Raw genomic sequence first — 23,923 nt, forward strand, 5'->3', positions numbered from 1 at the left:
ATGGCAATTCATCCAAACGCGGGTAAAACTGCATCGCAATCATGCTTAGTTAATGTTCCTAAGCTTGTGTCGGCGTATTATTTAAATGAACCTGATTTAGAGCAAAACCCTGAGCATTCAGTCGCCTTTGGCACATCGGGTCACCGAGGTTGCTCGTACGATGTTAAGTTTAATGAATCACATATTTTGGCTATTACCCAAGCAATTTGTGACTATCGTAAACACAATGATATTTTTGGACCATTATTCTTAGGCAAAGACACCCATGCGTTAAGTGAAGCGGCTTTTAACTCTGCAATAGAAGTATTGGTAGCAAATGAAGTACAAGTGATCACCCAAGAAAATGATGAATTCACCCCCACTCCGGTGATTAGTCATGCAGTGGTTTGCCATAATAAAAAAAATCCTAACGAATTAGCTGATGGCATTGTTGTTACTCCATCACATAATCCACCCGAAGATGGTGGCTTTAAATATAACCCACCTAATGGCGGTCCTGCAGATACAGATGTAACTAAATGGATTGAAGACAGAGCGAATCAACTATTAATTGAAGACTTAGTGGAAGTTGAATTGTTTCCATTTGCTAAAGCCTCTCGTTCGGGATTTATTAAGTACCAAGATTTAATGACCCCGTATATTGATGACTTAAGTAATGTTATTAACTTACAAGCTATTAGTGATGCAAAAATAAAAGTAGGTATTGATCCTCTAGGTGGTTCAGGCATAAACTTCTGGCCTGTTATTGCCAAAAAATACAACTTAGACCTGACAGTCGTAAATGATCAGATTGATCCGCGTTTTGGTTTTATGCCGCTTGATAAAGACGGCAAAATTCGCATGGATTGCTCATCACCTTATGCAATGACAAGCTTAATTGCCTTAAAAGATGATTTTGATATTGGCATCGGTAATGACCCTGATTACGACCGTCATGGCATTGTTACTCCAGATGGGTTAATGAACCCGAATCACTTTTTAGCTGTGGCGATTGATTACTTGCTTAATCATCGTGATTGGTCAGCTAGTGTTGAAATTGGGAAAACCCTCGTTTCTAGTGGCATGATTGATAAGGTCACTGAGCGTAATGACCGCAAAGTGAGAGAAGTGCCAGTCGGCTTTAAATGGTTTGTTGATGGGCTAAGCAAAGGCACGCTTGCCTTTGGCGGGGAAGAAAGTGCTGGTGCGGCATTTTTACGCTTTGACGGCACGGTCTGGTGTACAGATAAAGATGGCTTCATTATGGGCCTATTAGCTGCAGAAATCCTGGCTGTAACAGGTAAAACACCTTCACAGTTATATAATGAGCTTAAACAAGAGTTTGGTGCACCGTTTTATAAACGTATTGATGCACCGGCTAGCACAGCACAAAAAAATCGCTTAAAGGCGTTGTCGGCGGACGATGTAAAAGCTCAAGAACTTGCCGGAGAGCCTATTTTACAAAAGCTCACTCATGCCCCTGGTAATAATGCGGCTATTGGTGGCTTAAAAGTTGTCACAGAGAATGGCTGGTTTGCTGCGCGTCCTTCAGGTACAGAAGATATTTATAAAATATACCTCGAATCGTTCAAAGGTGAAGCGCATTTAGCACTACTTGAAAAAGAAGCTAAAGAGTTAGTCGACTCTGTTATTAGTTAACAGGGTTTAAACTAGTTTAAAAACGGCTGATTTAATCAGCCGTTTTTGTATTTACTCTCACAAATTAATTTGCACATAAGGGCGTCCATATTATGTCAGCCACCCCAAGCTATATCGATGAATTAAAAAAAACAGGTGATTTCTTAACGCTTAGCCGTAATAACGAATGGCACTTAGATGCTGGACATTTTGTACTAGCAAATGGTACTCAGGTAGCAGTGCACGATACTGGTGTTATTGAATTCCAACCCAGTGTTACAACAACGAAAGATGTAGTGCTTTCAAGCGCAGTGCATGGTAACGAAACTGCGCCAATAGAGATTTGCGATGAGTTAATAAAGCATATAATCAGTGGTGAGCTTAAATTAGCGCAGCGAGTGTTATTTATATATGGTAATCCTAAATCTATAAATATTGGTTTACGTTTCGTTGAAGAAAACCTTAATAGACTATTTAATGGGCATCATACTGAAGAGGGTATTGCTATGAATGACGAGCGCGTCCGCGCTTGTAAACTAGAGCAATACGTTACTAACTTTTATAGTCGTGGTGAGCAAGGCAGCGCACGTTGTCATTATGATTTACATACAGCTATTCGTGGTTCAAAAAATGATAAGTTTGCTGTATATCCGTTTTTAAATGGTAAGCCATGGAAAAAGTCGCAGCTACAATTTTTGTTAAGTTGCGGTGTTAATACCGTCTTAATGATGAAATCTGCAGCCACTACATTTAGTTATTACTCATCGTTTGTTCACGGTGCAGACTCATTTACAATAGAGCTTGGACAAGTTAAACCATTTGGTGAAAACGATATGTCGCGATTTGAGAAAACTAAACAAGCACTCACTGCATTAATTAGCCAAAAAAATGTAGAATATAAAGAATTTAATGCTAGTGATTTTGAGTTGTTTTCGGTTTATCGAACGATAAATCGTAGTCATGAACATTTTTCGTTCACGTTTTCGGATGATGCAGAAAACTTTACAGGCTTTGCTAAGGGGGAATTACTCGCTACAGATGGTGATACGCAGTACTTTGCAGAGGTTGAAGGTGAAGCGATTATTTTTCCCAATGCAGATGTTGCCTTAGGTCAACGCGCTTTACTAACTGTTATCCCATTGAGTGTTGATAAAAACTTTGTTTGATTTGTTAAAATAATACACCATTGTAGCCCTGTTTTAAGGTTAACTATACTGATTACTGTTAGTGAAAATCATGTATAGTTAACTTTCCACTTGTACTTATCGATTTCTTTTCCTTTCGCCACGGCAAGATCATTATAAATTGAACTTATAGAGCAAGTAGTGATCAGATCAAGGCATAATAATTACTTGGTCGCATAAATATGAGCACTACTTTTCTGAAACATTTTAATTCAATTACAGATCCTCGCATTGAACGTTGTAAAAAGCATGAACTTATCGATATTCTTCTCCTTGCTATTAGCGCTGTACTCTCTGGTGCAGAAGGATGGGAAGATATTGAAGACTTTGGGCACCTAAAGCTTGATTGGTTAAAAAAATACGGCACGTTCAACGCAGGAATTCCAAAACATGACACGATTGCTCGCGTCATGTGTCGGTTAAAAGCAAATGAAATAGAAAGGGCATTTCAATCTTGGATATCATCACTGATTGAAACTACAGGTGCAGATATCATCGCTATCGATGGCAAAACCGCACGGCGTTCATTTACCACAAAAGACAGAAAAAGTGCCTTACACACGGTCAGTGCATGGAGTTGCCAACACCAGTTAGTGCTTGGGCAGACGGCTGTTGATAATAAAACAAATGAAATCACCGCAATACCAGAATTACTCACCCTGCTCGATATTGAAAACAGTATCATTACGTTAGATGCGATGGGATGCCAACAAGAAATAGCAAAACAAATCATCCAACAAAAAGCAGATTATATTCTTGCACTTAAAGGTAATCATTCAGGCATGCAAAAGGAACTAGAAGCGTGGTGGCACAAGTGCGAGCGTGAAAGGTTAACTAAGCATAATTGTGATGAACATACCGAAATAAGCTCAGGACATGGGCGTGTTGAAACACGTACATGCCAGCAGTTACTTATAGATAAAAGCTGGCTAGGCAAGGATTATCGTTGGCCTGGCTTAACGAGTATTATTAAGGTCAGGGCTGAAGTTCATGATAAGTCGGCAGGGTCGGATACCACTGAAACACGCTGGTATATAAGTTCATTAGACTTAAATGCAGCGCAAGCACTCAATGCAGTACGCAGTCACTGGCAGGTTGAAAGCATGCATTGGATGCTTGATATGAACTTCAGAGAAGATGAATCGAGAATACGCAAACTTCAAGGGCCATTAATGTTTAATGTAATGCGAAAGATAGCCATGGCGCTTTTTAAACAAGATGCATCTAAGTCAGCAAGTATGGCGAGGAAAAAGAAAATGGCAGGGCTAGACGATGATTACCGCTCAACCCTGTTAGAGTCTGGGATTAAAATGCGCTAGCCGTGTTCCTTTCGCCTATGATTAGTTGAATAACTATTTACCTTAACGTAAGCTGGCAGAAGCTTTAATTTAAATACTGTGGTTAAATTGCAAAGTTTATTCAGGTTTCTGGCAATCGTTTCACATAATAAAAACCGAAACACCCAGTTTATAGACAACAACAAAAGGTAGGTTATGACTAATCCCAATAACGTATCGCTGAATATTAATCATGATCTGTCATTTATTGACGGACACGCATTAACTATTCCTACACTTAGTATTCTTACTGAGGACGGCGACATTCACTCAGGCGCAACGGCGCCAGATATAGATAAAGCAACAGCAGTGCGTATGTACGAAACGATGCGCTTTATACGCGCTTTAGATGAACGTATGCAATCGGCGCAGCGCCAAGGTCGTGTAAGCTTTTATATGCAATGTTTAGGTGAAGAAGCCGCCGTTACAGCTTCAGCTGCAGCGCTTGATCAAGATGATATGATCATGGCGCAGTATCGCGAACAAGCGGCATTACATTATCGTGGCTTTACCCTCGATCAGTTTATGAACCAAATGTTTTCAAATGAGTTGGATCTAGGGAAAGGCCGCCAAATGCCAATCCATTATGGTTCTAAAGAACTAAATTATATGACTATTTCATCACCATTGGGAACACAAATTCCGCAAGCAACAGGTTATGCGTATGGTCAAAAAGTAAAGCATATTGAAGCTGCAAACGGCGAACTTGCAAGCACTATCGACAATATTACAATTTGTTACTTTGGTGAAGGCGCAGCCTCTGAGGGTGACTTCCATGCTGGTTTAAATATGGCCGCAGTGCATAAAGCACCCGTAATATTTTTTGCCCGTAATAATGGCTATGCGATATCAACGCCGGCTGATGAACAGTTTAAAGGCGATGGTATAGCTTCGCGTGGTGTTGGTTATGGTATTAAAACCATTCGTGTTGACGGCGCAGATGCATTAGCGGTTTATGCGGCAACTAAAAAAGCCCGTGAAATTTCGACTAGCACCGGTGAACCTGTGCTGATTGAATCGATAGCTTACCGTTTAGGTGCACACTCAACTTCAGATGATCCAAGCGGTTACCGTTCTAAAGACGAAGAAACGAAACACCAAGGCTGCCCAATAGAGCGTTATCGTAAGTGGTTAGTAAAGCAAGGTTGGTTAAATGAAGATGATGACAACAAAGCCAAAGATGCTATTCGAGAAGAAATTTTAGCGGCACTTAAGCGGGCTGAGAAAGTCGAAAAGCCAGCACTTGAAGAGCTAATTTCAGATGTTTATGATACGCCGATCCCATCATTACAAAAACAATATGATGAGTTAAAAAAACATATACTCAATAACCCAGATGCGTACCCAACCACTGCAGGGAGATTAAAATAATGGCTAAAATGAACATGCTTCATGCAATTAACTCTGCACTTGATATCACTATGGGTGAGCATGCTAATGCGTGCATTTTCGGTGAAGATGTTGGTTACTTTGGTGGTGTATTCCGTGCTACTTCAGGCCTACAAGAAAAGTACGGTAAACATCGTGTTTTTAATACGCCACTAACGGAGCAGGGCATTTTAGGCTTTGCTAATGGTTTAGCGGCGTTTGGTGCTCCGGCTCTCGCTGAAATTCAGTTCGCGGATTATATATTTCCGGCCTTTGACCAAATTGTAAATGAGTCAGCTAAATTTCGTTATCGCAGTGGTAATGAGTTCAATGTAGGTAATTTAACAGTACGTACACCGTACGGCGGTGGTATTGCGGGCGGTTTATATCACTCCCAATCACCAGAAGCTTACTTTGCTCATACACCGGGCTTGAAAATAATCGTGCCTCGTAATCCGTATCAAGCAAAAGGTTTATTGCGCGCAGCCATTAAAGACGATAATCCGGTTATCTTCTTTGAACCAAAACGTTTATACCGTGCTTCAACCGGTGAAGTGCCAGAAGACGATTACAGCATCGAACTTGGCAAAGCCGAAGTAGTACAAGAAGGGTCTGATGTGACCGTGCTTGCTTGGGGCGCGCAGATGGAAATCGTTGAAGATGCCGCTAAAAAGGCAAACGAACAAGGCATTAGTTGTGAAGTGATTGATTTACGCAGTATTGTGCCTTGGGATATGGAAACAATTGCAAAATCAGTAACTAAAACAGGGCGCTTAATAGTCAGTCATGAAGCGCCGATAACAAACGGTTTTGGTGCAGAGATTGTAGCGACAATCCAGCAAGAATGTTTTTTACATTTAGAATCACCAATCAGCCGTGTTTGTGGCCTTGATACACCTTACCCGCTAGCGCTTGAAAAAGAGTACGTGCCAGATGCATTAAAAGTATTAGCGGCTATTAAGCAGTCTATTGAGTTTTAGGAGTCATTATGTCTAAAGATTTTATATTACCGGATATCGGCGAAGGCATTGTAGAATGCGAAATTGTTGAGTGGCTTGTTGGCGAAGGTGATACGGTAAAAGAAGATCAGCCCATCTGTGATGTAATGACAGATAAAGCATTAGTACAAATCCCAGCGGTTCACGATGGTGTTATTACTAAATTGTATTACGCAAAAGGCGATATTGCTAAAGTACATGGTCCATTATTTTCAATGGATGTAAGCGGCAGCGAACCGAGTGATACAGAGGAAATACAAGCAGCGAGCCCAGCTCAAGAACCAACTAGCACTACGCAGCTTGAAGATTTTATTTTACCTGATATCGGCGAAGGTATCGTTGAGTGTGAAATTGTTGAGTGGCTTGTAAGCGAAGGTGACGAAATACAAGAAGATCAAGCTGTTTGCGATGTGATGACTGACAAAGCATTAGTGCAAATTCCGGCAAAATACACAGGTAAAGTTGAAAAGCTATATTATCAAAAAGGTGATATAGCGGCGGTACACAGCCCATTATTTCAAATGAGCATAGCTGGTAGCAGCTGCGCACCTGATGTAAATTCAAAGGTTGTAAAGGCACAAAGTAACGCGACAGAGCAAACACCTGAAAAAACAGCCATAGCTGGTAAAAGTAGCAATGAAAAGCAGATCAACAAAAAAGCAGTCGCTTCGCCGGCAGTTCGTCGTAAAGCGCGTGAGCACGATGTTGATTTATCTGAAGTACCAGGCTCTGGTAAAGCAGGCCGTATTTATAAAGAAGACATTGAGGACTTTTTAAGTAATGGTACTGCTGCGACAAATGTACAGTCACAGGGCAGCTCGCTTCAAGCTACTAATACCCCGGCAACACCGCCTGAAAAAGCATCATCGAATGGTAAACGAGTTGAGCCTATTAAAGGCATCAAAGCAGCGATGGCTAAACAAATGGTCGCGTCAGTGTCAACTATCCCGCACTTTACCTTTAGTGATGAAATTAATTTAACCAAATTGATTGCTATGCGCAGTGAGCTTAAAGAGCAATACAAAAATCAAGGTGTTAAGTTAACCATGATGCCGTTTTTCATAAAGGCATTATCGCTTGCTATGAAGCAATTTCCAGTGCTTAACTCACAAGTGAATGATGAATGCACAGAGGTCACTTATTTTGATGACCATAATATAGGTATGGCGGTTGACTCAAAAATTGGTTTATTAGTGCCTAATATTAAAAGTTGTCAGCATAAAAGCATTGTCGATGTTGCTAACGAAGTAACTCGCTTAACCGATGGCGCACGTGAAGGTCGGGTTTCGCCTGATGATTTGAAAGCAGGCACAATTAGCATTTCAAACATCGGTGCGATAGGTGGCACAATTGCAACACCGATTATTAATAAACCCGAGGTGGCAATTGTTGCATTAGGTAAATTACAACACTTACCGCGCTTTAATGACAAAGGTGAGGTGGAATCTGCTGCAATTATGCAAGTGAGCTGGTCTGGCGATCACCGAGTTATTGATGGAGGCACCATTGCACGCTTTAATAATCTGTGGAAATCCTATCTTGAAGATCCGGCTAAAATGATGATGGCAATGAGTTAAAATAGCCTTTATTCATACAGGATTCATAAAAAACCAGCTTAATGCTGGTTTTTTGTTTGCCCAGCGAAGCTGGCAAACCCGATAGGCTGAAAGATGCCTTATCACCCTGACTAAGGGGAAGATAATCTGAATGGCAAGGGCGTCACTGGCCAACGGTGGGGTCTGAAGGAAGCCATAAGAAGTTAGAGGTACACAACTAACCGTAACCTGTTTCGGCAGTATTGGTGGGTCAGCGTGCAAAATAGCGCAACGCCCTATACTTAGTCAGACCAATACTGTGCTTGAGGGTGGGATTTCTAACAGGGAGCCAGTGCAGTAACTGGGGAAGCCTGGCATCTAAACTTAATGAGAGTAAGTGGCCTAAATTCAAGGTGAAAGCCAAGATTTAGTGTCGGTGTGAGGTGGCAGATGAACCCGTAGTAGTGAGTAAGGCTAGGCCGATGAAAGCCAGTAATGGTGTGGAGGGGAAAACCAAGCCGACCATCAACATTATGTTTGATGGGGTCAACTTTAGCCAAAAGCTTTAATTGATTGCGAAGGGGGGAAGTATTCTTTAAGCGTATGAAAGACGGGAACTTTTGTTTATCGGCTCACAAGTATTTCGACGGAAATAGCCAAAATATGACGGCCAAACAGGAATGTAGACGCTGAGAATTGAAGGGCGAGCAATGGAGTAATGACTGACCACTTAGGCAGATTGCCAAAAAAGGCTAGCACACCTAATGTCATCATGAAGAATCAGCGATAAGTAGAGTGACACGAGCAGACATACCGCAAGCAAAGGCAGAAAATGACAGTTTACTACAGCTTGTACGGACAATTATTAGACATTAATAACCTGTACAAGGGATTCAAAAAAGTGAAAGCAGCTAAAGGAGCGGCCGGAATAGATAGGCAGACCGTAGGCGCATTCGCCCTGAATTTAGAAGCAAACTTAAAACAACTGCAACTTGAGCTGCAAACCAAGCAATATAGGGCACAACCTGTCAAACGGGTGGAAATACCCAAAGATGATGGCGGTGTCAGAATGCTAGGTATCCCCGCAGTTCGAGACCGAATAGTGCAACAAACACTATTGAACATACTCCAACCGATATTCGACATCGACTTTCACCCATCGAGTTATGGGTATAGGCCGAAACGAAGCTGTCATGACGCTATCAGTAAAGCAAGTGTATTTATCCGTAAATACCATCGCGACTGGGTCGTAGACATGGATTTGTCGAAGTGTTTTGACCTGCTTGATCATGCTTTGATAATTAGGAGTGTTAGACGCAAAGTGACGGACGGTAGTATTTTAAAACTGATTAATCAGTTCTTAAAAAGCGGAGTAATGATAGGTGAACACTGGGAGGCTAGTACGATAGGAAGCCCACAAGGTGGCGTAATTAGCCCGTTATTGGCCAATATCTACCTAGATGCTTTCGATCAAGAAATGAAAAAGCGTAATCACCGAATAGTGAGGTATGCAGATGATATCTTGATTTTGTGCAGCACAGAAAAAGCAGCGCAAGAAGCACTTAAGGCATCCACCCAGATACTAGAGCGAGACTTGAAATTAACCGTGAACCAAAATAAAACCCATATTGCTCATAGCAGCAAAGGAGTGAAGTTTTTGGGAGTAGAGATAGGTAGCCAGTGGACACGGATACAAGCATCAAAACTCATCGGGTTTAAACAAAAAGTGAAGCAATTAACAAAACGTAACGGCGGCATAAATTTAGCAGAAGTAATAAAACGGCTAAATCCAGTTGTGCGCGGTTTTGTAAATTATTTTAGTATAGCCAATTGTAAACGAGAGCTAAAAGCCTTGGCAGGTTGGATCAGACGAAGACTAAGGGCAATACAGCTGAGGTTGTGGAAGAAGCCATCAAGGCTACATCGACGACTAAAGCAGTTAGGAAAAAAGCCACCGTTTAAGTTCATTAAGATGAACTCGTGGCGTAACTCACTAAGCCCTTTATCTTGTGTATCGATGCCAAACCAATGGTTTGAGGAGCTTGGTTTATATCCAATAGAAAAAGTGAATACGGGATGGCTTGCTTTATCGGCGTTTAGGAAATAAGTTGATAAAATGTGAAGGGTACAGGAGCCGTATACGAGGTCCGTACGTACGGTTCTGTGAGAGGGATGAGGCATAAGCCTCACCCTACTCGATGTTTTAAATTCAGCTTGTTTATATTAATATCTAACTGTTTATTAAAGATAATAAATACTTAATCCTAAATTCGGATAATAAGTGCAATTTCTCAGATTAGATGGCCAGCTGTTATAATTCGGCCATTTTCTCGCCAAAGGAAATTGCTTTAATGAAATATAAACAGCTGACACAAGAAGAAAGATACCAGATTTACGCGTTAATAAAAGCAGGAAATAACCAAAAGCAGATAGCTGAAGAACTAACTCGTTCACCGTCATCTATTTCTAGAGAGCTAAAACGCAATAAAGGACTTAAAGGCTATCGGCCTAACCAAGCCAATAACTTTGCTGAACAAAGACGTAAGTCATCTTTCAAAGCAAGTAAGTTAACAGAGGACGTCACTCACTGGATTAATAAATTGTTGCATGACGGACTTTCCCCTGAGCAAGTGGCAGGCCGCTTAGCTTTAGAGAAACAGGTCGTTTTACATCATGAAACAATTTATCAATATATTTACAGAGACAAGGCTCGTGGTGGCAAGCTACATAAGACACTCACTCGTGCATGTAAAAAGTATAAAAAACGCTATGGAAGCTATGATAAACGTGGACAGATAGTTAATCGAGTCAGCATTGATGAACGCCCAAGTATTGTGGATTCAAAGTCTAGGATTGGTGATTGGGAGGGCGATACAGTGATAGGTAAAGGGCGTAAAAATGCGCTTGTCACAATGGTTGAACGTAAAACGTTATATACAGTCGTTCACAGAATTGAAAGCAAGCATGCGAAAATAACAGCCGATGCGCTGATCACGTGTATGACACCATATAAAGGTAAGGTTATTACCGTGACGTTAGATAATGGAAAAGAGTTTGCTCACCATGAGCATGTTGCACAAAAATTAGAAGCTGATGTGTATTTCGCTCATCCCTATTCATCATGGGAGCGGGGCATAAATGAGAATACCAACGGCTTACTTAGACGCTTCTTCCCCAAGGGAACTGACTTTATGGCGCTAAGTGAAGCAGAGATACAGGCGGCAGTTGATAAGCTCAACCATCGGCCAAGAAAAACAAGAGGGTATAAAACCCCTCATGAATTATTTACGGGGCAATCAGAAGTTCTGGTGGCTGCATAATGATTGCACTTAATACTTGAATTCAAGAATGGATTTTATTTGTTGCTTTACATTAATACAAATAAATAAACTACTCATAAAAATAATAGGGACTTAAATGAAAGATCTTTTCTTTTTTAATTCAATGATTACACCTAAAATAATTACTTTTATATATTGGCTTATGCTGCTAGGTACTCTTATTTCAGGTATCGCTACAATGTTTACTCAATATGGCGGTGGCTTTATTGCTGGATTAGGGATTATTATTTTTGGTGTAATTGGCTCTCGAATTTGGTGTGAATTTGTTATTGTATTATTTAAGATACATGGCAATTTACAAAAAATAGCAGATAAAGAAGATTAAGTACTACTTATAAAAGCTCATATATTGAGCTTTTTATCATTTATATTAACTGGCTTTATATTAAAGTTAACTAAAAAAATATAATCCGTATCCAACTAAAATAGCCGGTATTGCTGAATAAATAGTAGCGACGAGAGCAGCTTTAGGTGCCATTGCAATCGCAGGAAATAATGCATCTCCATCGTTAGATATTGCATTAGCAGCAAGCGCACTAAAAGGGATGATCCCCTGTATATATAAGGTTGTAACAATAATTTGAGGGCCACAACCGGGTAAGAAGCCAATTAGTACCGCTATCAGCGGCGCTAAATAAACATAATGGCTAAACCAGAGCTTAAGATCAAAACCAAAGAAATTAACCAATATCTCAAATAACATAAACGAGACAACTACCCAAGCTGTTACAAAATGAGTATCTTGAAGTACTTTATACAAAGTCGATGGGGGGCTTGGGCACTCTTCTTCTGAAGCGACATCTTGATAGCTTTTTCCTTTTGAAGAAAAAGCCCACGTTGTTACTGCGAGCATGGCCATTAGTGCACCAAAGAAGGTTATCATTTGCGTAAGCTTTGGCGAAAAAGCATTAAAGTCAGTATTTAAGGCAATTAATATAGCGACTATTAGACTTGGGATAATCGCCACTTTCCATACTGACTTACTCAATCTTACTGCTTTGGTCGGTTGTGTTACGCAATCGGCTAACTGGTCACTGGCATTAGGGCGTAGGTAATCTTTTTTATGAATAATATTGACTAAAACACCACTGGTAACTCCGACAACTAAACCAATAGCCATAATTATGAGTCCTTCAATAGGCTTTGTTGCCAACAGTAAAAATGCGGCATCGCCCATAGTCGCGGTTAATACTCCAACAATAGCACCAAAACTGGCTTGGCCTTTGGTAAATTGCGTTACTACGATGATTGCGCCCCCGCAGCCAGGTAATGCACCTAACAATGCTGCAAAAAATATTTCTAAAGTAGGGGATTTATTTGCTAAATAACTAAGTTCTAGCTGAGGTATGCGCTCAATTAGGTGGTAATAGATATATAAGGTTGCTGCTACAAATACACTTACTTGAAAAAAAGCATCTTGCAAAGCCGTAAGCGTTATATCCCTAAGGGGCGGATAAACTAAACAGCATAAAAGTAATAGTGGCAATAATAAACGTTTATTAGAAAGCATAAATAATGTGGAGTTGGCTTGATGGGTTTTATAGTGCGAGAGAAAAAACATGAGTGCAACCTAAAAAGTAGTTAGGTTGCACTATAATATGGTCTTAATTGATAATCAATATCATTTGCATTTATTTGCGTTGGAACTCAGAACTACTATTCCATGTCGGCCAGTCTTGTTGCTCTGATATATCAAAACCTACTTGATAAAATAACTGTAAGTCTTGTACCGCACCCGATAAATCCCATTCATCACGGTATCTATCACAAGGTTGGTGGTAGCAACCGCGCAGCACTAAGCTCATACGTTTACGGTAGTTAGCGGTTTCTTTATCCAGCGCTTCACTACCACCTCCAGCATACATTGCTGGTATGCCCATATTAGCAAATGCAAAGTGATCTGAGCGGTAGTAACCCCCTGATGATGGCTTAGGATCGCCTGAAACAACGCGACCTTGGGCTTTAGCGGCAGTTTCTAACAGTGTGTCCATTTCAGATTTACCAATGCCTACAACACTAATATCCTTTACTTTACCCAGTAAGTTTAAGCTATCCATATTGATGTTAGCAACGGTTTTGTTTGCTGGGATCACAGGGTCTGCCGCATAATATTTAGAGCCTAATAAACCTTGTTCTTCGGCCGTAACGGCTAAGAATGTCATTGAACGGCTTGGGTTTTTTGGTAGTTTTGTAAAGGCTTCGGCGACTTCAATCAAACCACCCGTACCTGTTGCGTTATCATGAGCCCCATTATAGATTTGGTCGCCTTTACGGTTTTTATCTGTGCCTAGGTGATCCCAGTGTGCTGAGTAAATGACATGCTCATCAGGTTTTTCACTGCCTGGTAAAGTGGCGATAAAATTATATGAGATTGATTTTTTAATGGTATTTTTAACCGCAACCGACGCTGTTAAATCGCCCATATCAACATGGTATGCGCCTTTTGCTGCATTTTCTTTCATGGTTGCAAAATCAAGCCCGGCTTTATCGAATAGCTCTTTAGCTACATCGGTAGTTACCCAGCCTTCAACAGCAACGCGATCCATATTGTTATTTTCTTTTTGAAAACCAAATTGCTCACCGCTCCATGAGTTTTCAACTACTGACCACGGATAAGATGCTGGGGCTGTTTCATGAATAATAATGGCACCAGCGGCACCTTGACGGCTCGCTTCTTCATACTTATAAGTCCAGCGGCCATAATAAGTCATTGCATCGCCAGTAAATAAAGCAGGATCTTTGGTAGCAAACCCAGGATCGTTAACCAGCATAACAACGGTTTTGCCTTTAACGTCTAAACCTTCGTAATCATTCCAATTATACTCAGGGGCGTTTACGCCGTATCCCACAAATACAAGTTCTGAATCTTTAATACTTTCTTCAGCACTGATACGGCTACTGCCCATTACCATATCTTTTTTATACTGGTAATCTTTGCCACCAATAGTTAATGCCATGTCTGAATCAGCTTCAAGGGACACTAAAGGTACTTCTTGCAAGAAGCTGTCACCATTACCTGGCTCATAGCCAATTGCTTTAAATTGCTCAGTTAAATAAGCAAGAGTGAGTTCTTCCCCTTTAGATGATGGGGCGCGTCCGCCAAATTCATCAGAAGCGAGTACTTTTACATGTTCAGCAAGTTGCTCTGCATTAATTGACTGATAACCGTTGCTAACATCTTCATTAGTAATACTTGTTGTAGCGCAACCAGCTAGTACGGCACTTGCTAGTAGCGTAAGAGAAAAATAACGTTTCATAACGACTCTTTTATAGTTTTATGTAAGTGCATTATAAGAAGTTCTATTAAATAGAACCAGTTTTTGCGGTAAACTAATGCTATTAATACGTTAACTAATGAGTACACATGAAGCGTTTTATCCCTCATGAAAAGTGGCACGCTCAAAGCGTAACCAGTGGTGCATTTGCACATTTAAATACACTGTTTGGTTTAAGTAGATTAACCGATTGGCCAGATTATGATTGGTTTACTCCTTTTTTAGATGCACATACGGGCAGCGATAAAAAAGTAACTTTTGTAGCGGATTCAGTATGCGAAGGGGATGAACGTTATTATGAGCAAATTATTTATGAAACCGGCCAAGTACCTACGCGTGAAAAAAGCTGGCATGACTTATTTGGTGGCTTTATTTGGTGTTTATTTCCAAAAACTAAAGCATTGATAAACCAGCGCCATATTGAAGAAATTAACCGACATGGTTTACAAAAGCGAAGTAAACACCGAAATGCGCTCACTTTATTTGATGAATGCGGTGTGATACTTGCCGTAAATGAACAAAGTGATGAATGTTGGCCTGAGTTATTACGTGATCATCAATGGAAACACGCATTTTTTGTGAAGCGCCAGCAGTGGGGTGAAACCATCAAGCCTTTTATGTTTGGTCATGCTAATTATGAAATGATGACTAAGCCTTATATAGGACTGACCGGAAAAGCATTATTTATAAAAGTACCTGCTGAGATATTCTGTAAAGATTTAAGAACACAATATCAGTATCTAGATAATAAACTTTATGAGATGATTAATTTAAATAACTATTTAAGGGACAACCGCCAACTTTCACCTTTACCATTACTAGGTGTGCCAGGTTGGTGTGATGATAATAAAAATCCTGAATACTACAGTAATACAGATTACTTTAGGGCTAAACGTAGGACGCGAACATGATAGAAGTATCTGGGCTTAAAAAGAAGTTTAAGTTAACTAAAGATCATAAAAAAAATAAATTAGAAAAAACCGACCCCCGTGAAGATAAAGATTATTTTCACTCAGTACGTGATGTCAGCTTTCATTGTAATGAAGGCGAAGTGCTCGGTTTACTTGGCCCTAATGGTGCGGGTAAAACCACCACTTTAAGAATGTTATCTACCGCACTAGTACCCGATGAAGGAAGTATTACTATTGCTGGGCAAGATATTGTGAAAAAGCCATTATATGGGCGAAAGTCAATTGGTTTTTTATCAGGCAGTACAGGTTTATACGGACGCTTAACCGTAAAAGAAAATATTGAATATTTTGCTAAGTTACACGCAATGGATAAAATATTAATCAAAGAGCGTACCCAAGAGCTTTACGATTTACTTGATATGCACAGCTTTATAGATAAACGTGCAGAAACGCTATCAACGGGAATGAAACAAAAAGCGAATATAGCAAGAGCTGTCGTACATCAACCGGCAGTTGTTGTTTTAGATGAACCTACAACTGGACTTGATATAATGACAACTCAAACCGTTATTGAGTTTATTAAGGGCTTAAAAGCAAAAGGTACACCGGTTATATTTTCTACACATCATTTAGACGAAGTTGCATTACTTTGTGATCGTGTAGCTGTCATTAACGAAGGTCTAAGTTGTTTTGATGGGACAATTGATGCCTTCAAATCACAAGGACGTAGTGAGACACTTAACCGAGCATTTATGACTATTTTGACGGAGAAAAATAATGTTTGAGGTATTTAAAAAGGAATTAAAAGAGCTGCTTCGAGACAAAAAAACATTAATGTTTATTATCGCATTACCGCTAATTATCTTTCCGCTTATTTTTGGTGTTTTAGGTTATTTTATGGTGCAAGCTCAAATTGATGCTGACCAAGAAGTACATAATTACGCAATTATTGGTGCAGAAAAAGCGAATGAATTTAGTGAAAATGTTTTTTACCACAAAAATTTTACTCTAACTAAGTCAACATTTAATGATCGAGAAGAGTTAATTCAAGGTGTAAAGGATGAAGTGATTGATGTGGGGGTTTATATTAGTGAAAACACATATCGTGATGTAAATAAAAACACTATAAAAGTCGAAGTGATTTTTAATAATGCATCAAGTATCAATTATATATCCCAAAAGCTAACTGATCTTTATGATCAGTTTAAAAATAAAAAACAACTAGAGAAACTTAGTTTATATGGCATAAAAAATGATGAAGTTAAAAATATAGTCCTAGAACCTGTAATATTAGTTGAAACTGATACGGCCGATGCAAGAGAAAGTATTGGTGAAAAGCTTGGGATGTTATTGCCATATTTGTTAATACCATTAGTATTAACAGGTGCAAGTTATCCTGCAATTGACTTAGGTGCTGGTGAGAAAGAGCGGGGAACTCTTGAAACATTATTACTAACACCCATAACAAGAACTCAAATAGTCTTAGGTAAATTTCTCACCGTATTCTCAACATCCGTAGCGACATCGCTATTTACCGTTTTTAGTATGGGATTGTGGATTTTTATAGCTAAAAGCTTATTTTCTTCTGAAGAAATAATTGAAGCTATTACTGTAATAGGTGCGTTCGATTTATTACTTATATTGTTTTTATTACTCCCTTTAGCATGTATATTTTCTAGTATTGTTTTAGCAATATCAATTTATGCACGCTCATTCAAAGAGGCCCAAAATTATATGGGGCCCCTTACTATGATTATATTTGTACCTTTAGCTATATCAATGATGCCAAATATGGAATTAACGTTTAAAACATCATTAATTCCTATTGTTAATATATCCCTAGCTATTCAAGAGTTATTAAAAGGGACGGTTGATTATAATTTTGTATATATAATTATAATATCAACCGTTGCAATCGCGGTTATGACCTTAATGTTTTGTATCAACTGGTTCAAAAAGGAACAAGTACTGTTTCGATAATCTACAATTCGGAGCTTATATCGTTGTAAACGCAATAAGCTCCACTCTTCTATTTTCAGCCTGTCCTTGCTTCGTGCTATTTGTAGACAAAGGTGCTTTTTCTCCCGCTGACTCTACAGTTAACTTATCTTTTTCGACTCCATTACTTACAAGGTATCTATAGATTGCGTCGGCTCTTTGCTTTGCCAATGTATAGTTATATTGCTGACTTCCTGTGTTGTCGGTATGACCAATAATATAATAGGGTACAGGGCTCTTTTTTATCGCTGGAATGTATGATTTTAGTTTTTCTATAGTACTAGATGATAGTGAATAATTATCTTTTTCAAATGAAAGGCGTTGTAGAGGCGGCTCAAGATTTTTTTCATTAATAAAGCGAATAGATAAAAAGTTTTTTTCCTCATAAGCGCTAATGTGCAATGAAACCCAATTATAATTATTATATAAAAGTGTATGCTTTTGTTTATCTTTTTCACTTAAGAAATTATTTGAGTCAATACGGCTTGCTAACTCTAACGAATTACCACATTTTAAACCTGCACAACTCGATAATGTCTTATAACCTTGCTTTATATATAAATCGGAAATCTCATTTAATGAATTGTTTGCCTTAGTATACTTTTTAAATTGTGTATTTATATAATTAGAATAAAACTCGATATTTGTTTTTTCGTTAGTTACTTTATCTGTCAGAGGTGACTTAAAGTTTTCTGTATGTTGGCGTTCGATAACTTTAGCATTCATTTGAAGGTATTGTTCAAAGTTAATATTGCCAGTGGTGGCAGTTGATGCTGAGTAACTGTTGAAACTGCAAATAACCAGCCCTAATACTGGCATGTAGAAGCGATTCACGAGATTGGGTTCCTTTGTGTAGTTGTGCTTTCCTATAAAAACTCTATCTTGATAAACTCAGCAATTCAAGTGTTTCTTAAAATGAATAAAAATCCAGGGTTACAACTATAAAGCTTTGTGATTCATAATCTATTAAGTTTAATGTTGTTAATTTGAATAAAAAATTATAGTGAAACTACTCTGCGGGTGAGAAAGTGACTCAAGGACAACTTGAAAAAAAGTTATCAGAAAATAACATAAATTATTTAGTTCTTGATGGTGAGAAATTAAAAAATGTAATAATAAAAGATAAATCTTTAGTTATTATCCACTCATCAAAAAATTTAAAATTTGAATCTCAAATGCTGGATCAAGGGGCTCTTGGAGTTTTTTGGTGCCCGGGAGATGCTGCATTGATTGATAATTTGATATCAACTTTAAACCATGGTGGTTTATGGTTTGATAGAGTGACACTAACAAACAAAATAAAACACTACGATAACCATGGCATTAAATTAAATCTTAAGGTTGATGATAAAAAGCTTATAAAATCATTAACTAAAAGGGAAGTCGAAATTGCCAAGCTCGTTATTTTGGGACTTTCGAATAAAGAAATTGCTGAAATGAAATTCATTTCTGAAACTACCGTAAAATCTCATTTAAAAAATATTTTATCGAAGGCAGACGTAAAAAACCGTACCTCATTAGGAAATAAATTAAAATTATGACAAATAAAATACCCTCCTTTTTGAGGGTTTTTTAGTTTTTATTATTCGTTATCATTCACTCTCCATTAATAAAGAAGGAAATAGGGACATGAAAAAAAGACAACTTGGACAAGGCATGACGGAGTATATAATTATTGTTGCCTTGATCGCAGTTTCGGCAATTGGCGTATACAGCTTTTTTGGTAAAACTATCCGTAACCAAGTGTCAGCACTTGCAACAGAAGTGTCAGGTGTAGATTCAGGAACCAATATTGAAGCTGCTCAAACATCTGCAGAAGCGGCAACAACTAATGCAGATGAAGACTACAACTTAGGTAATTTCAACGACGGTGCTGCACAAGGTGGTTCTGGCGCGGGTGGAAACTAAGTAAAAGGAAACCTCGATTATGACTAAATATCAAAAAGGCCAAGGCCAAACTGAATATATAATCATTGTTGCGCTAATAGCTGTAGCTGCAATTGGTGTTTATAGCTTCTTTGGTAAAACAGTACGTAATCAAGTTTCTGCTTTATCTACCGAAGTATCAGGGCAGGATTCGCAAGCAAATATTGCTAATGCAGAATCTTCAGCTGAAGCTGCAACGTCCAACGCCAATAACGACTATAACCTCGGCAATTTTAACGATGGTGCAGGTCAAGGTGAAGGTAGTGGTGGCTCTGGTGGCGGTTCAGACACTGTAGATTAAAATTCAAGCCATAATTCATTATGAGTTATGGCTTTTTTAAAGGTTTATTATGCACAAGGAACGTGGACAGTCATTAGTACTGGGAACAGTCTTTTTGGCCTCAATAGTGATGTCAGTACTTTATTTATTTAATGTTTCTCAACAAAATTTAAATAAAACTCAACTACAAAATAGCGCTGATGCAACGGTTATCAGTGGAGCTCATCTGCTTGCTAGAGACTTAAATTTTAAGGCGTATACTAATCGTGCAATGGTTGCAAACCATGTTGCTGTTGCTCAATATGTGGGTTTATCGTCTTGGGGAAATATGTCCCAAAAAACAGGTGAAAACTTACGAACTGTTCTTGGTGCAATTCCTATAATTGGCCAAATAGCAGCTGGTGTAGAATCACTTCTTAGAGTTATGAATCAAATAATCCAGCCTACGATGTATGGAGCTGTATTTGCTACAGATGTTGTTAATCGTGCATTGTCCCTTTCACAAAGTTTAATGAATGCAGCCACAATGGCTTCAATGGTTGATACTTCAAATAAAGTATTAAAAGCTAATGATGAGGATGCCTATGTTGATTTTGCTTCTGCCGTAAATATAGGAGATTTCATCTTATATGAATGGACTGACTTTCAAGGCAGTTTTGATAGAAGTGATAATACCGGGCGTTACCAAGAGCACTTTGATTTAATAACAAATTCAGTCGATCCATTTACTGAAAATCGTAGTTTTAATTGGGGGTTTCCGTTCTCACTTACTCTTTTCCCTAATAGAGTTAAAACTAAACAAGCCGGTGGAACAGACTTATTTAAAAATGGTAGCCAACCTGAAGTGTGGAGTGCAATGGATACGTTAGGTTTTCATGTACATACTTACAAATATAGTTGGTCAGGTGGTGAAATTCCCACTGGTTGGGGGGCGAGCCACGCAGGCAGCAATAAAAATGTTACCAATTATCGAAATAGTAGCGATCATGGTGGTTCAAGAAATATTAATAGAAGCGCTTCAGGTTTAGCTTCCTACAATGAAACAGATATTAACTCTGTTTACTCTGGACTACAGTCTTTCTATGAAATAAGAAAAACGGAAAATGTCAACGTAGCACCTATGTTGACAGTCGCAATCTCTAAAGATAAAAACGATATAACAACATCAAGCTCACTTAATATTGGCACAGAAAATCAAGATGGAACCCGTTTAGCCGATATTAATATCGAAGAAGAAGTTGAGCTTCCTCGCGATAAAATGACCGTGTTAAGTAAAGCAAAAGTTTATTATTTTCGTGATAAAACGTTATTCGGTAGTTCAAGTTCAAAATGGGAATATGGAAATCTTTATAACCCTTATTGGCAAGTTACGTTAAACGAAACATCTAATAACGAGCGACGTATATATTCAGCTCTTGCGTTATTATTATGAGTTTATTATGAGATATCAACAAGGACAGTCTTTGGTTGAATTAAGTGTATTTATTACATTTATTATTGCTCCATTAATGTTATTAATGCCTTATTTTACTAAAATTATTGAAACTAAACATTATTCAGATATGTCGTCAAGGTATATTGCTTGGGAACGTACCGCATGGCTAGAGCAAGAGCCAGGTAACTGGAGCGGCGATGATAGTATTCTCGCAATAAAAGATTCTAATACAGTGCATGGCGAAGTTAAACGTAGAATATTACAAGGCCATAATTCTATTATTTCCTCTGAAGAGCCTTCAGAAGAGTGGAGTAGTGATGATGCTGCGGTATTTCTTAAATTTAACCAGTCATCACAATTTGAGAAAGAGTTTTTACTTGCTGCATTTAATCCAACCGAAGAAAACGAAGAGCAACTTAATTATTTTCAACCAAATACTGACAACAGAAGTGTGCCAGGTAGTGTTTCTTCTTTATTAACTGCTGCATTATCTGTTTTAGAAGTAGGTAATTTTGATGTTGAAACTAAAGGCTACTATAAAGCCACTTATAAAACGCAGTTAACGAGTCATAAATTACTTGAATTTATAAACGAAGATAATGAAGCCGATCCTGCAAATGAAAATGCAGACGAAGAAAATAAACGCTCGCACCAGTTTGAAATACCACTTGAGTCGACAACTTATATTGTGGCTAATGGTTGGAATGTAGGGGGCGAAAGTCACAATGAAAAAAGAGTTAAATCATTAGTTCCATCAAATTTATTAGACAATGGTTTTATCGATTTTATACGAAACGGAATTTCAGCAATCCCAATTGCTAAAAAATTATCTCCAGACTCATTAAAGTTTGGTCATGTTGAGCTTGGGGAACTCCCTGACTCACGTAAAGGTGAATCGAGTACACAAGGAAATGAAAAATGAGTCGTTATTTTTTCTCAATTCTATTTTTATTTTTTATCAGTAACAAAGTATATGCAGCGATGGAGTTTCCAGATGAGGCTACCGTCGTTTTAGTATCTGACTCTATGTTAGTAGATGGAATGCAAATAAAAGCATGGGAATTCAAAAGTGAAAGTTCAGTTAGTCAAAATATTAAATTTTTTACCGAGAGTTGGGAGCCACAAAGTCAGTATTTTTCTCAAGATAAACTTGAAGAATGGGAAGTATTGAATGCATTGATTGATGATCAAGTGTATACGGCTAAACTGCGCTCTACGCCAGGCAAGTCAACATTTGGTTATATGGCAATATCAAAAGAGCCTGACTCAAAACTGAGTAAGTTAAATAAAACACTACAGAACTTCCCAATGCCAAGCGGAACAGACGTCATTCGTGATATTAAAGCGAGTGATGGTCCTAAAACTTCAAATACGATGATTCTAAAAAATAATTTATCAGTGAAGCGTAATTTAAGTTTCTACCATGACTATTTTACCCAATATAACTGGGCAATTGATAAAGCAGCCTATACCAAAGGATTAAATAATGGAGTTTTTATAGCTAGAAATGGACCTAATAATATCAACATTACTTTTAGTCGAAATAAAGGTGCAACCTTAATAACAGCGGTGCGTGAAGATGTTCGTTAACAAACAGCGAGGTCAGTCCTCAGTAGAATATTTAGTAATATCTGCAGCATTGGTTTTCGCATTGCTAATGCCATTACCCGATAATGAGTTAACAGCTAATAGTTGGTTATCAGATTATGGGGGGAAGAATGTAATGGAGATTTTAGCTGACAAATTTAAAAAGGCTTATAACAACTACAGTTACGCTAAAGCATTACCGCCTCTCCCACAAGATTTTGAAAGTTTATAGTGCAAGGAAGTAAAAAGTGAAAGTTAGACATTTATTAGATAAAAATTGGGTTTTGTTACTAGTTTCTCTATTGCTTGGTGGTATTGCCGCTTGGTCTGTAGGTCAATATATAGATAATAAAGAGAATGAAATCAGAACTCAATATGCAAAGACAGACGTCGTTAAAGTTCCTGTTATTGTATTAACAAGGCCTGTAAAGCAGGGGAGCATAATTGACAAATCAGTAGTTGCTGTTCGTGAAATACCATCGAACTATTTACCAGCAGGTACATTAAACCCAAGTGAGTTTGGTGAAGTTGATGGCCAAATGCTACTTGAGTCAGTCAATACAGGTCAGCCTTTATTAAGATCATATTTACCGGGAAAAGGCTTGCAACAATTTTCTGATATTTTATCAGATGGTCGCCGCGCAGTAACAATAAAAATTGACGAAACTAACTCCACTGCAGGCTTGTTAGTTGCCGGCGACAAGGTTGATTTATATTTATTATCTGAAAAGCAAGAAGGGAAATCACAACTTAATCTCCTTATTGAAAAAGTAGATATCTTAGCAACGGGACAAATTACAATTGATAAAAATAAAAAAGTAGTTGATGAAGTCTATTCAGATCCAACCAATTACAGCACAGTAACTTTGGATGTTTCAGTCCTTAATGCAGCCAGAGTGAGTCTTGCTAAAGAGCAAGGTAAATTTGTTGCTTTACTTAGAAACCGAGAAGATAAACAGGAAGTAACTGACCGCCTTGTTAAATCTTCATCACTATTTGGTGATTCTACCGACGAAGATGAAGTTGAAATGATTTTTGGGGGCTCTGGGGGCATTGCTCAATCAGTTAACACATTTATTAATAAAACAAACATCGCTGAACTTAATTCAGAATCAAATAATAACTTATAAA

The 23,923-nt window shown here is 38.4% G+C and carries 23 protein-coding genes; 20 read left to right on the forward strand and 3 right to left on the reverse strand.

The genetic code is table 11. The features are described 5' to 3' along the window. The 9 genes from pgm (at position 1) to ACT3S9_RS06985 (ending at position 11,705) form a co-directional block, all read left to right on the forward strand. Positions 1-1,638: a phosphoglucomutase (alpha-D-glucose-1,6-bisphosphate-dependent) gene (gene pgm / locus ACT3S9_RS06945; RefSeq protein ID WP_441833861.1), complete on the forward strand. Its 1,638-nt coding sequence runs from the start codon at positions 1-3 to the stop codon at positions 1,636-1,638. Positions 1,639-1,730: 92 nt separating this feature from the next. Continuing rightward, the gene (gene astE / locus ACT3S9_RS06950) at positions 1,731-2,783 is read left to right on the forward strand and encodes a succinylglutamate desuccinylase (protein WP_441833860.1); all 1,053 of its coding nucleotides are present in this window, start codon (positions 1,731-1,733) and stop codon (positions 2,781-2,783) included. A gap of 200 nt (positions 2,784-2,983) precedes the next feature. Beyond that, complete coding sequence (locus tag ACT3S9_RS06955) at positions 2,984-4,120, forward strand: ISAs1 family transposase (RefSeq protein ID WP_008466968.1); 1,137 nt, start codon at positions 2,984-2,986, stop codon at positions 4,118-4,120. A 174-nt stretch (positions 4,121-4,294) separates the two neighbouring features. Next, positions 4,295-5,509 carry a thiamine pyrophosphate-dependent dehydrogenase E1 component subunit alpha gene (locus ACT3S9_RS06960; protein WP_441836586.1) on the forward strand — a complete coding sequence of 405 codons (1,215 nt, stop codon included), beginning with the start codon at positions 4,295-4,297 and terminating at the stop codon, positions 5,507-5,509. Continuing rightward, positions 5,509-6,486 carry an alpha-ketoacid dehydrogenase subunit beta gene (locus ACT3S9_RS06965; protein WP_441836587.1) on the forward strand — a complete coding sequence of 326 codons (978 nt, stop codon included), beginning with the start codon at positions 5,509-5,511 and terminating at the stop codon, positions 6,484-6,486. The genes ACT3S9_RS06960 and ACT3S9_RS06965 overlap by 1 nt, the downstream gene beginning before the upstream one ends. A gap of 8 nt (positions 6,487-6,494) precedes the next feature. After that, entirely contained in the window at positions 6,495-8,081 is a 1,587-nt protein-coding gene (locus ACT3S9_RS06970; RefSeq protein WP_441836588.1) for a dihydrolipoyllysine-residue acetyltransferase, read from the forward strand. A 790-nt stretch (positions 8,082-8,871) separates the two neighbouring features. Next, complete coding sequence (gene ltrA, locus ACT3S9_RS06975) at positions 8,872-10,146, forward strand: group II intron reverse transcriptase/maturase (RefSeq protein WP_086960535.1); 1,275 nt, start codon at positions 8,872-8,874, stop codon at positions 10,144-10,146. Positions 10,147-10,390: 244 nt separating this feature from the next. Continuing rightward, the gene (locus tag ACT3S9_RS06980) at positions 10,391-11,359 is read left to right on the forward strand and encodes an IS30 family transposase (protein ID WP_086959932.1); all 969 of its coding nucleotides are present in this window, start codon (positions 10,391-10,393) and stop codon (positions 11,357-11,359) included. A 97-nt stretch (positions 11,360-11,456) separates the two neighbouring features. Next, a complete protein-coding gene (locus tag ACT3S9_RS06985; RefSeq protein ID WP_441836296.1) occupies positions 11,457-11,705 on the forward strand; it encodes a DUF4282 domain-containing protein in 249 nt (82 codons plus the stop codon). A 66-nt stretch (positions 11,706-11,771) separates the two neighbouring features. On the opposite strand, the gene ACT3S9_RS06990 is transcribed toward ACT3S9_RS06985, so the two are convergent. Continuing rightward, a complete protein-coding gene (locus ACT3S9_RS06990) occupies positions 11,772-12,941 on the reverse strand; it encodes a putative manganese transporter (protein WP_441836295.1) in 1,170 nt (389 codons plus the stop codon). 70 nt (positions 12,942-13,011) lie between these two features. Then, positions 13,012-14,637 (reverse strand): M28 family peptidase, encoded by a 1,626-nt coding sequence (locus ACT3S9_RS06995; RefSeq protein ID WP_441836294.1) that lies wholly within the window; start codon positions 14,635-14,637, stop codon positions 13,012-13,014. 107 nt (positions 14,638-14,744) lie between these two features. On the opposite strand from ACT3S9_RS06995, the gene ACT3S9_RS07000 reads away from it, so the two are divergent. The 3 genes from ACT3S9_RS07000 to ACT3S9_RS07010 are packed head-to-tail and all read left to right on the forward strand — an operon-like array spanning position 14,745 to position 17,546. Then, entirely contained in the window at positions 14,745-15,566 is an 822-nt protein-coding gene (locus ACT3S9_RS07000; protein WP_441836293.1) for a DUF3025 domain-containing protein, read from the forward strand. Beyond that, positions 15,563-16,351 carry an ABC transporter ATP-binding protein gene (locus ACT3S9_RS07005; protein WP_441836292.1) on the forward strand — a complete coding sequence of 263 codons (789 nt, stop codon included), beginning with the start codon at positions 15,563-15,565 and terminating at the stop codon, positions 16,349-16,351. Before ACT3S9_RS07000 ends, ACT3S9_RS07005 begins: the two co-directional genes overlap by 4 nt. Beyond that, positions 16,344-17,546, forward strand: coding sequence for an ABC transporter permease (locus ACT3S9_RS07010; RefSeq protein ID WP_441836291.1), 1,203 nt, complete (start codon positions 16,344-16,346; stop codon positions 17,544-17,546). The genes ACT3S9_RS07005 and ACT3S9_RS07010 overlap by 8 nt, the downstream gene beginning before the upstream one ends. A 15-nt stretch (positions 17,547-17,561) precedes the next feature. Here the strand turns inward: ACT3S9_RS07010 and ACT3S9_RS07015 are convergent, their stop codons facing one another. Further along, positions 17,562-18,398, reverse strand: a complete 837-nt coding sequence (locus ACT3S9_RS07015; RefSeq protein ID WP_441836290.1) for an OmpA family protein — start codon at positions 18,396-18,398, stop codon at positions 17,562-17,564. Positions 18,399-18,592: 194 nt separating this feature from the next. Here ACT3S9_RS07015 and ACT3S9_RS07020 point away from each other — a divergent pair, with 194 nt between their 5' ends. The 8 genes from ACT3S9_RS07020 to cpaB all read left to right on the forward strand — a co-directional run bounded on the left by ACT3S9_RS07020 (position 18,593) and on the right by cpaB (position 23,922). Continuing rightward, positions 18,593-19,105, forward strand: coding sequence for a response regulator transcription factor (locus ACT3S9_RS07020; RefSeq protein ID WP_441836289.1), 513 nt, complete (start codon positions 18,593-18,595; stop codon positions 19,103-19,105). A gap of 88 nt (positions 19,106-19,193) precedes the next feature. Next, positions 19,194-19,472, forward strand: a complete 279-nt coding sequence (locus ACT3S9_RS07025) for a Flp family type IVb pilin (protein ID WP_441836412.1) — start codon at positions 19,194-19,196, stop codon at positions 19,470-19,472. Between the two features lie 19 nt (positions 19,473-19,491). Continuing rightward, positions 19,492-19,791: a Flp family type IVb pilin gene (locus ACT3S9_RS07030; protein ID WP_441836413.1), complete on the forward strand. Its 300-nt coding sequence runs from the start codon at positions 19,492-19,494 to the stop codon at positions 19,789-19,791. 49 nt (positions 19,792-19,840) lie between these two features. Further along, positions 19,841-21,202 carry a Tad domain-containing protein gene (locus tag ACT3S9_RS07035; protein WP_441836414.1) on the forward strand — a complete coding sequence of 454 codons (1,362 nt, stop codon included), beginning with the start codon at positions 19,841-19,843 and terminating at the stop codon, positions 21,200-21,202. Between the two features lie 7 nt (positions 21,203-21,209). Beyond that, entirely contained in the window at positions 21,210-22,127 is a 918-nt protein-coding gene (locus tag ACT3S9_RS07040) for a hypothetical protein (RefSeq protein ID WP_441836415.1), read from the forward strand. Further along, the gene (locus ACT3S9_RS07045) at positions 22,124-22,795 is read left to right on the forward strand and encodes a hypothetical protein (RefSeq protein WP_441836416.1); all 672 of its coding nucleotides are present in this window, start codon (positions 22,124-22,126) and stop codon (positions 22,793-22,795) included. Before ACT3S9_RS07040 ends, ACT3S9_RS07045 begins: the two co-directional genes overlap by 4 nt. Then, on the forward strand, positions 22,785-23,024 hold the full coding sequence (locus tag ACT3S9_RS07050; protein WP_441836417.1) for a hypothetical protein: 240 nt from the start codon (positions 22,785-22,787) through the stop codon (positions 23,022-23,024). Before ACT3S9_RS07045 ends, ACT3S9_RS07050 begins: the two co-directional genes overlap by 11 nt. Before the next feature lie 16 nt (positions 23,025-23,040). Further along, the gene (gene cpaB / locus ACT3S9_RS07055) at positions 23,041-23,922 is read left to right on the forward strand and encodes a Flp pilus assembly protein CpaB (protein WP_441836418.1); all 882 of its coding nucleotides are present in this window, start codon (positions 23,041-23,043) and stop codon (positions 23,920-23,922) included. The last annotated feature ends 1 nt before the right edge of the window (position 23,923 follow it).

Origin of the sequence: Pseudoalteromonas sp. AOP31-A2-14, from assembly GCF_052378035.1 — a bacterium.
Classification (GTDB): Bacteria; Pseudomonadota; Gammaproteobacteria; order Enterobacterales; family Alteromonadaceae; genus Pseudoalteromonas.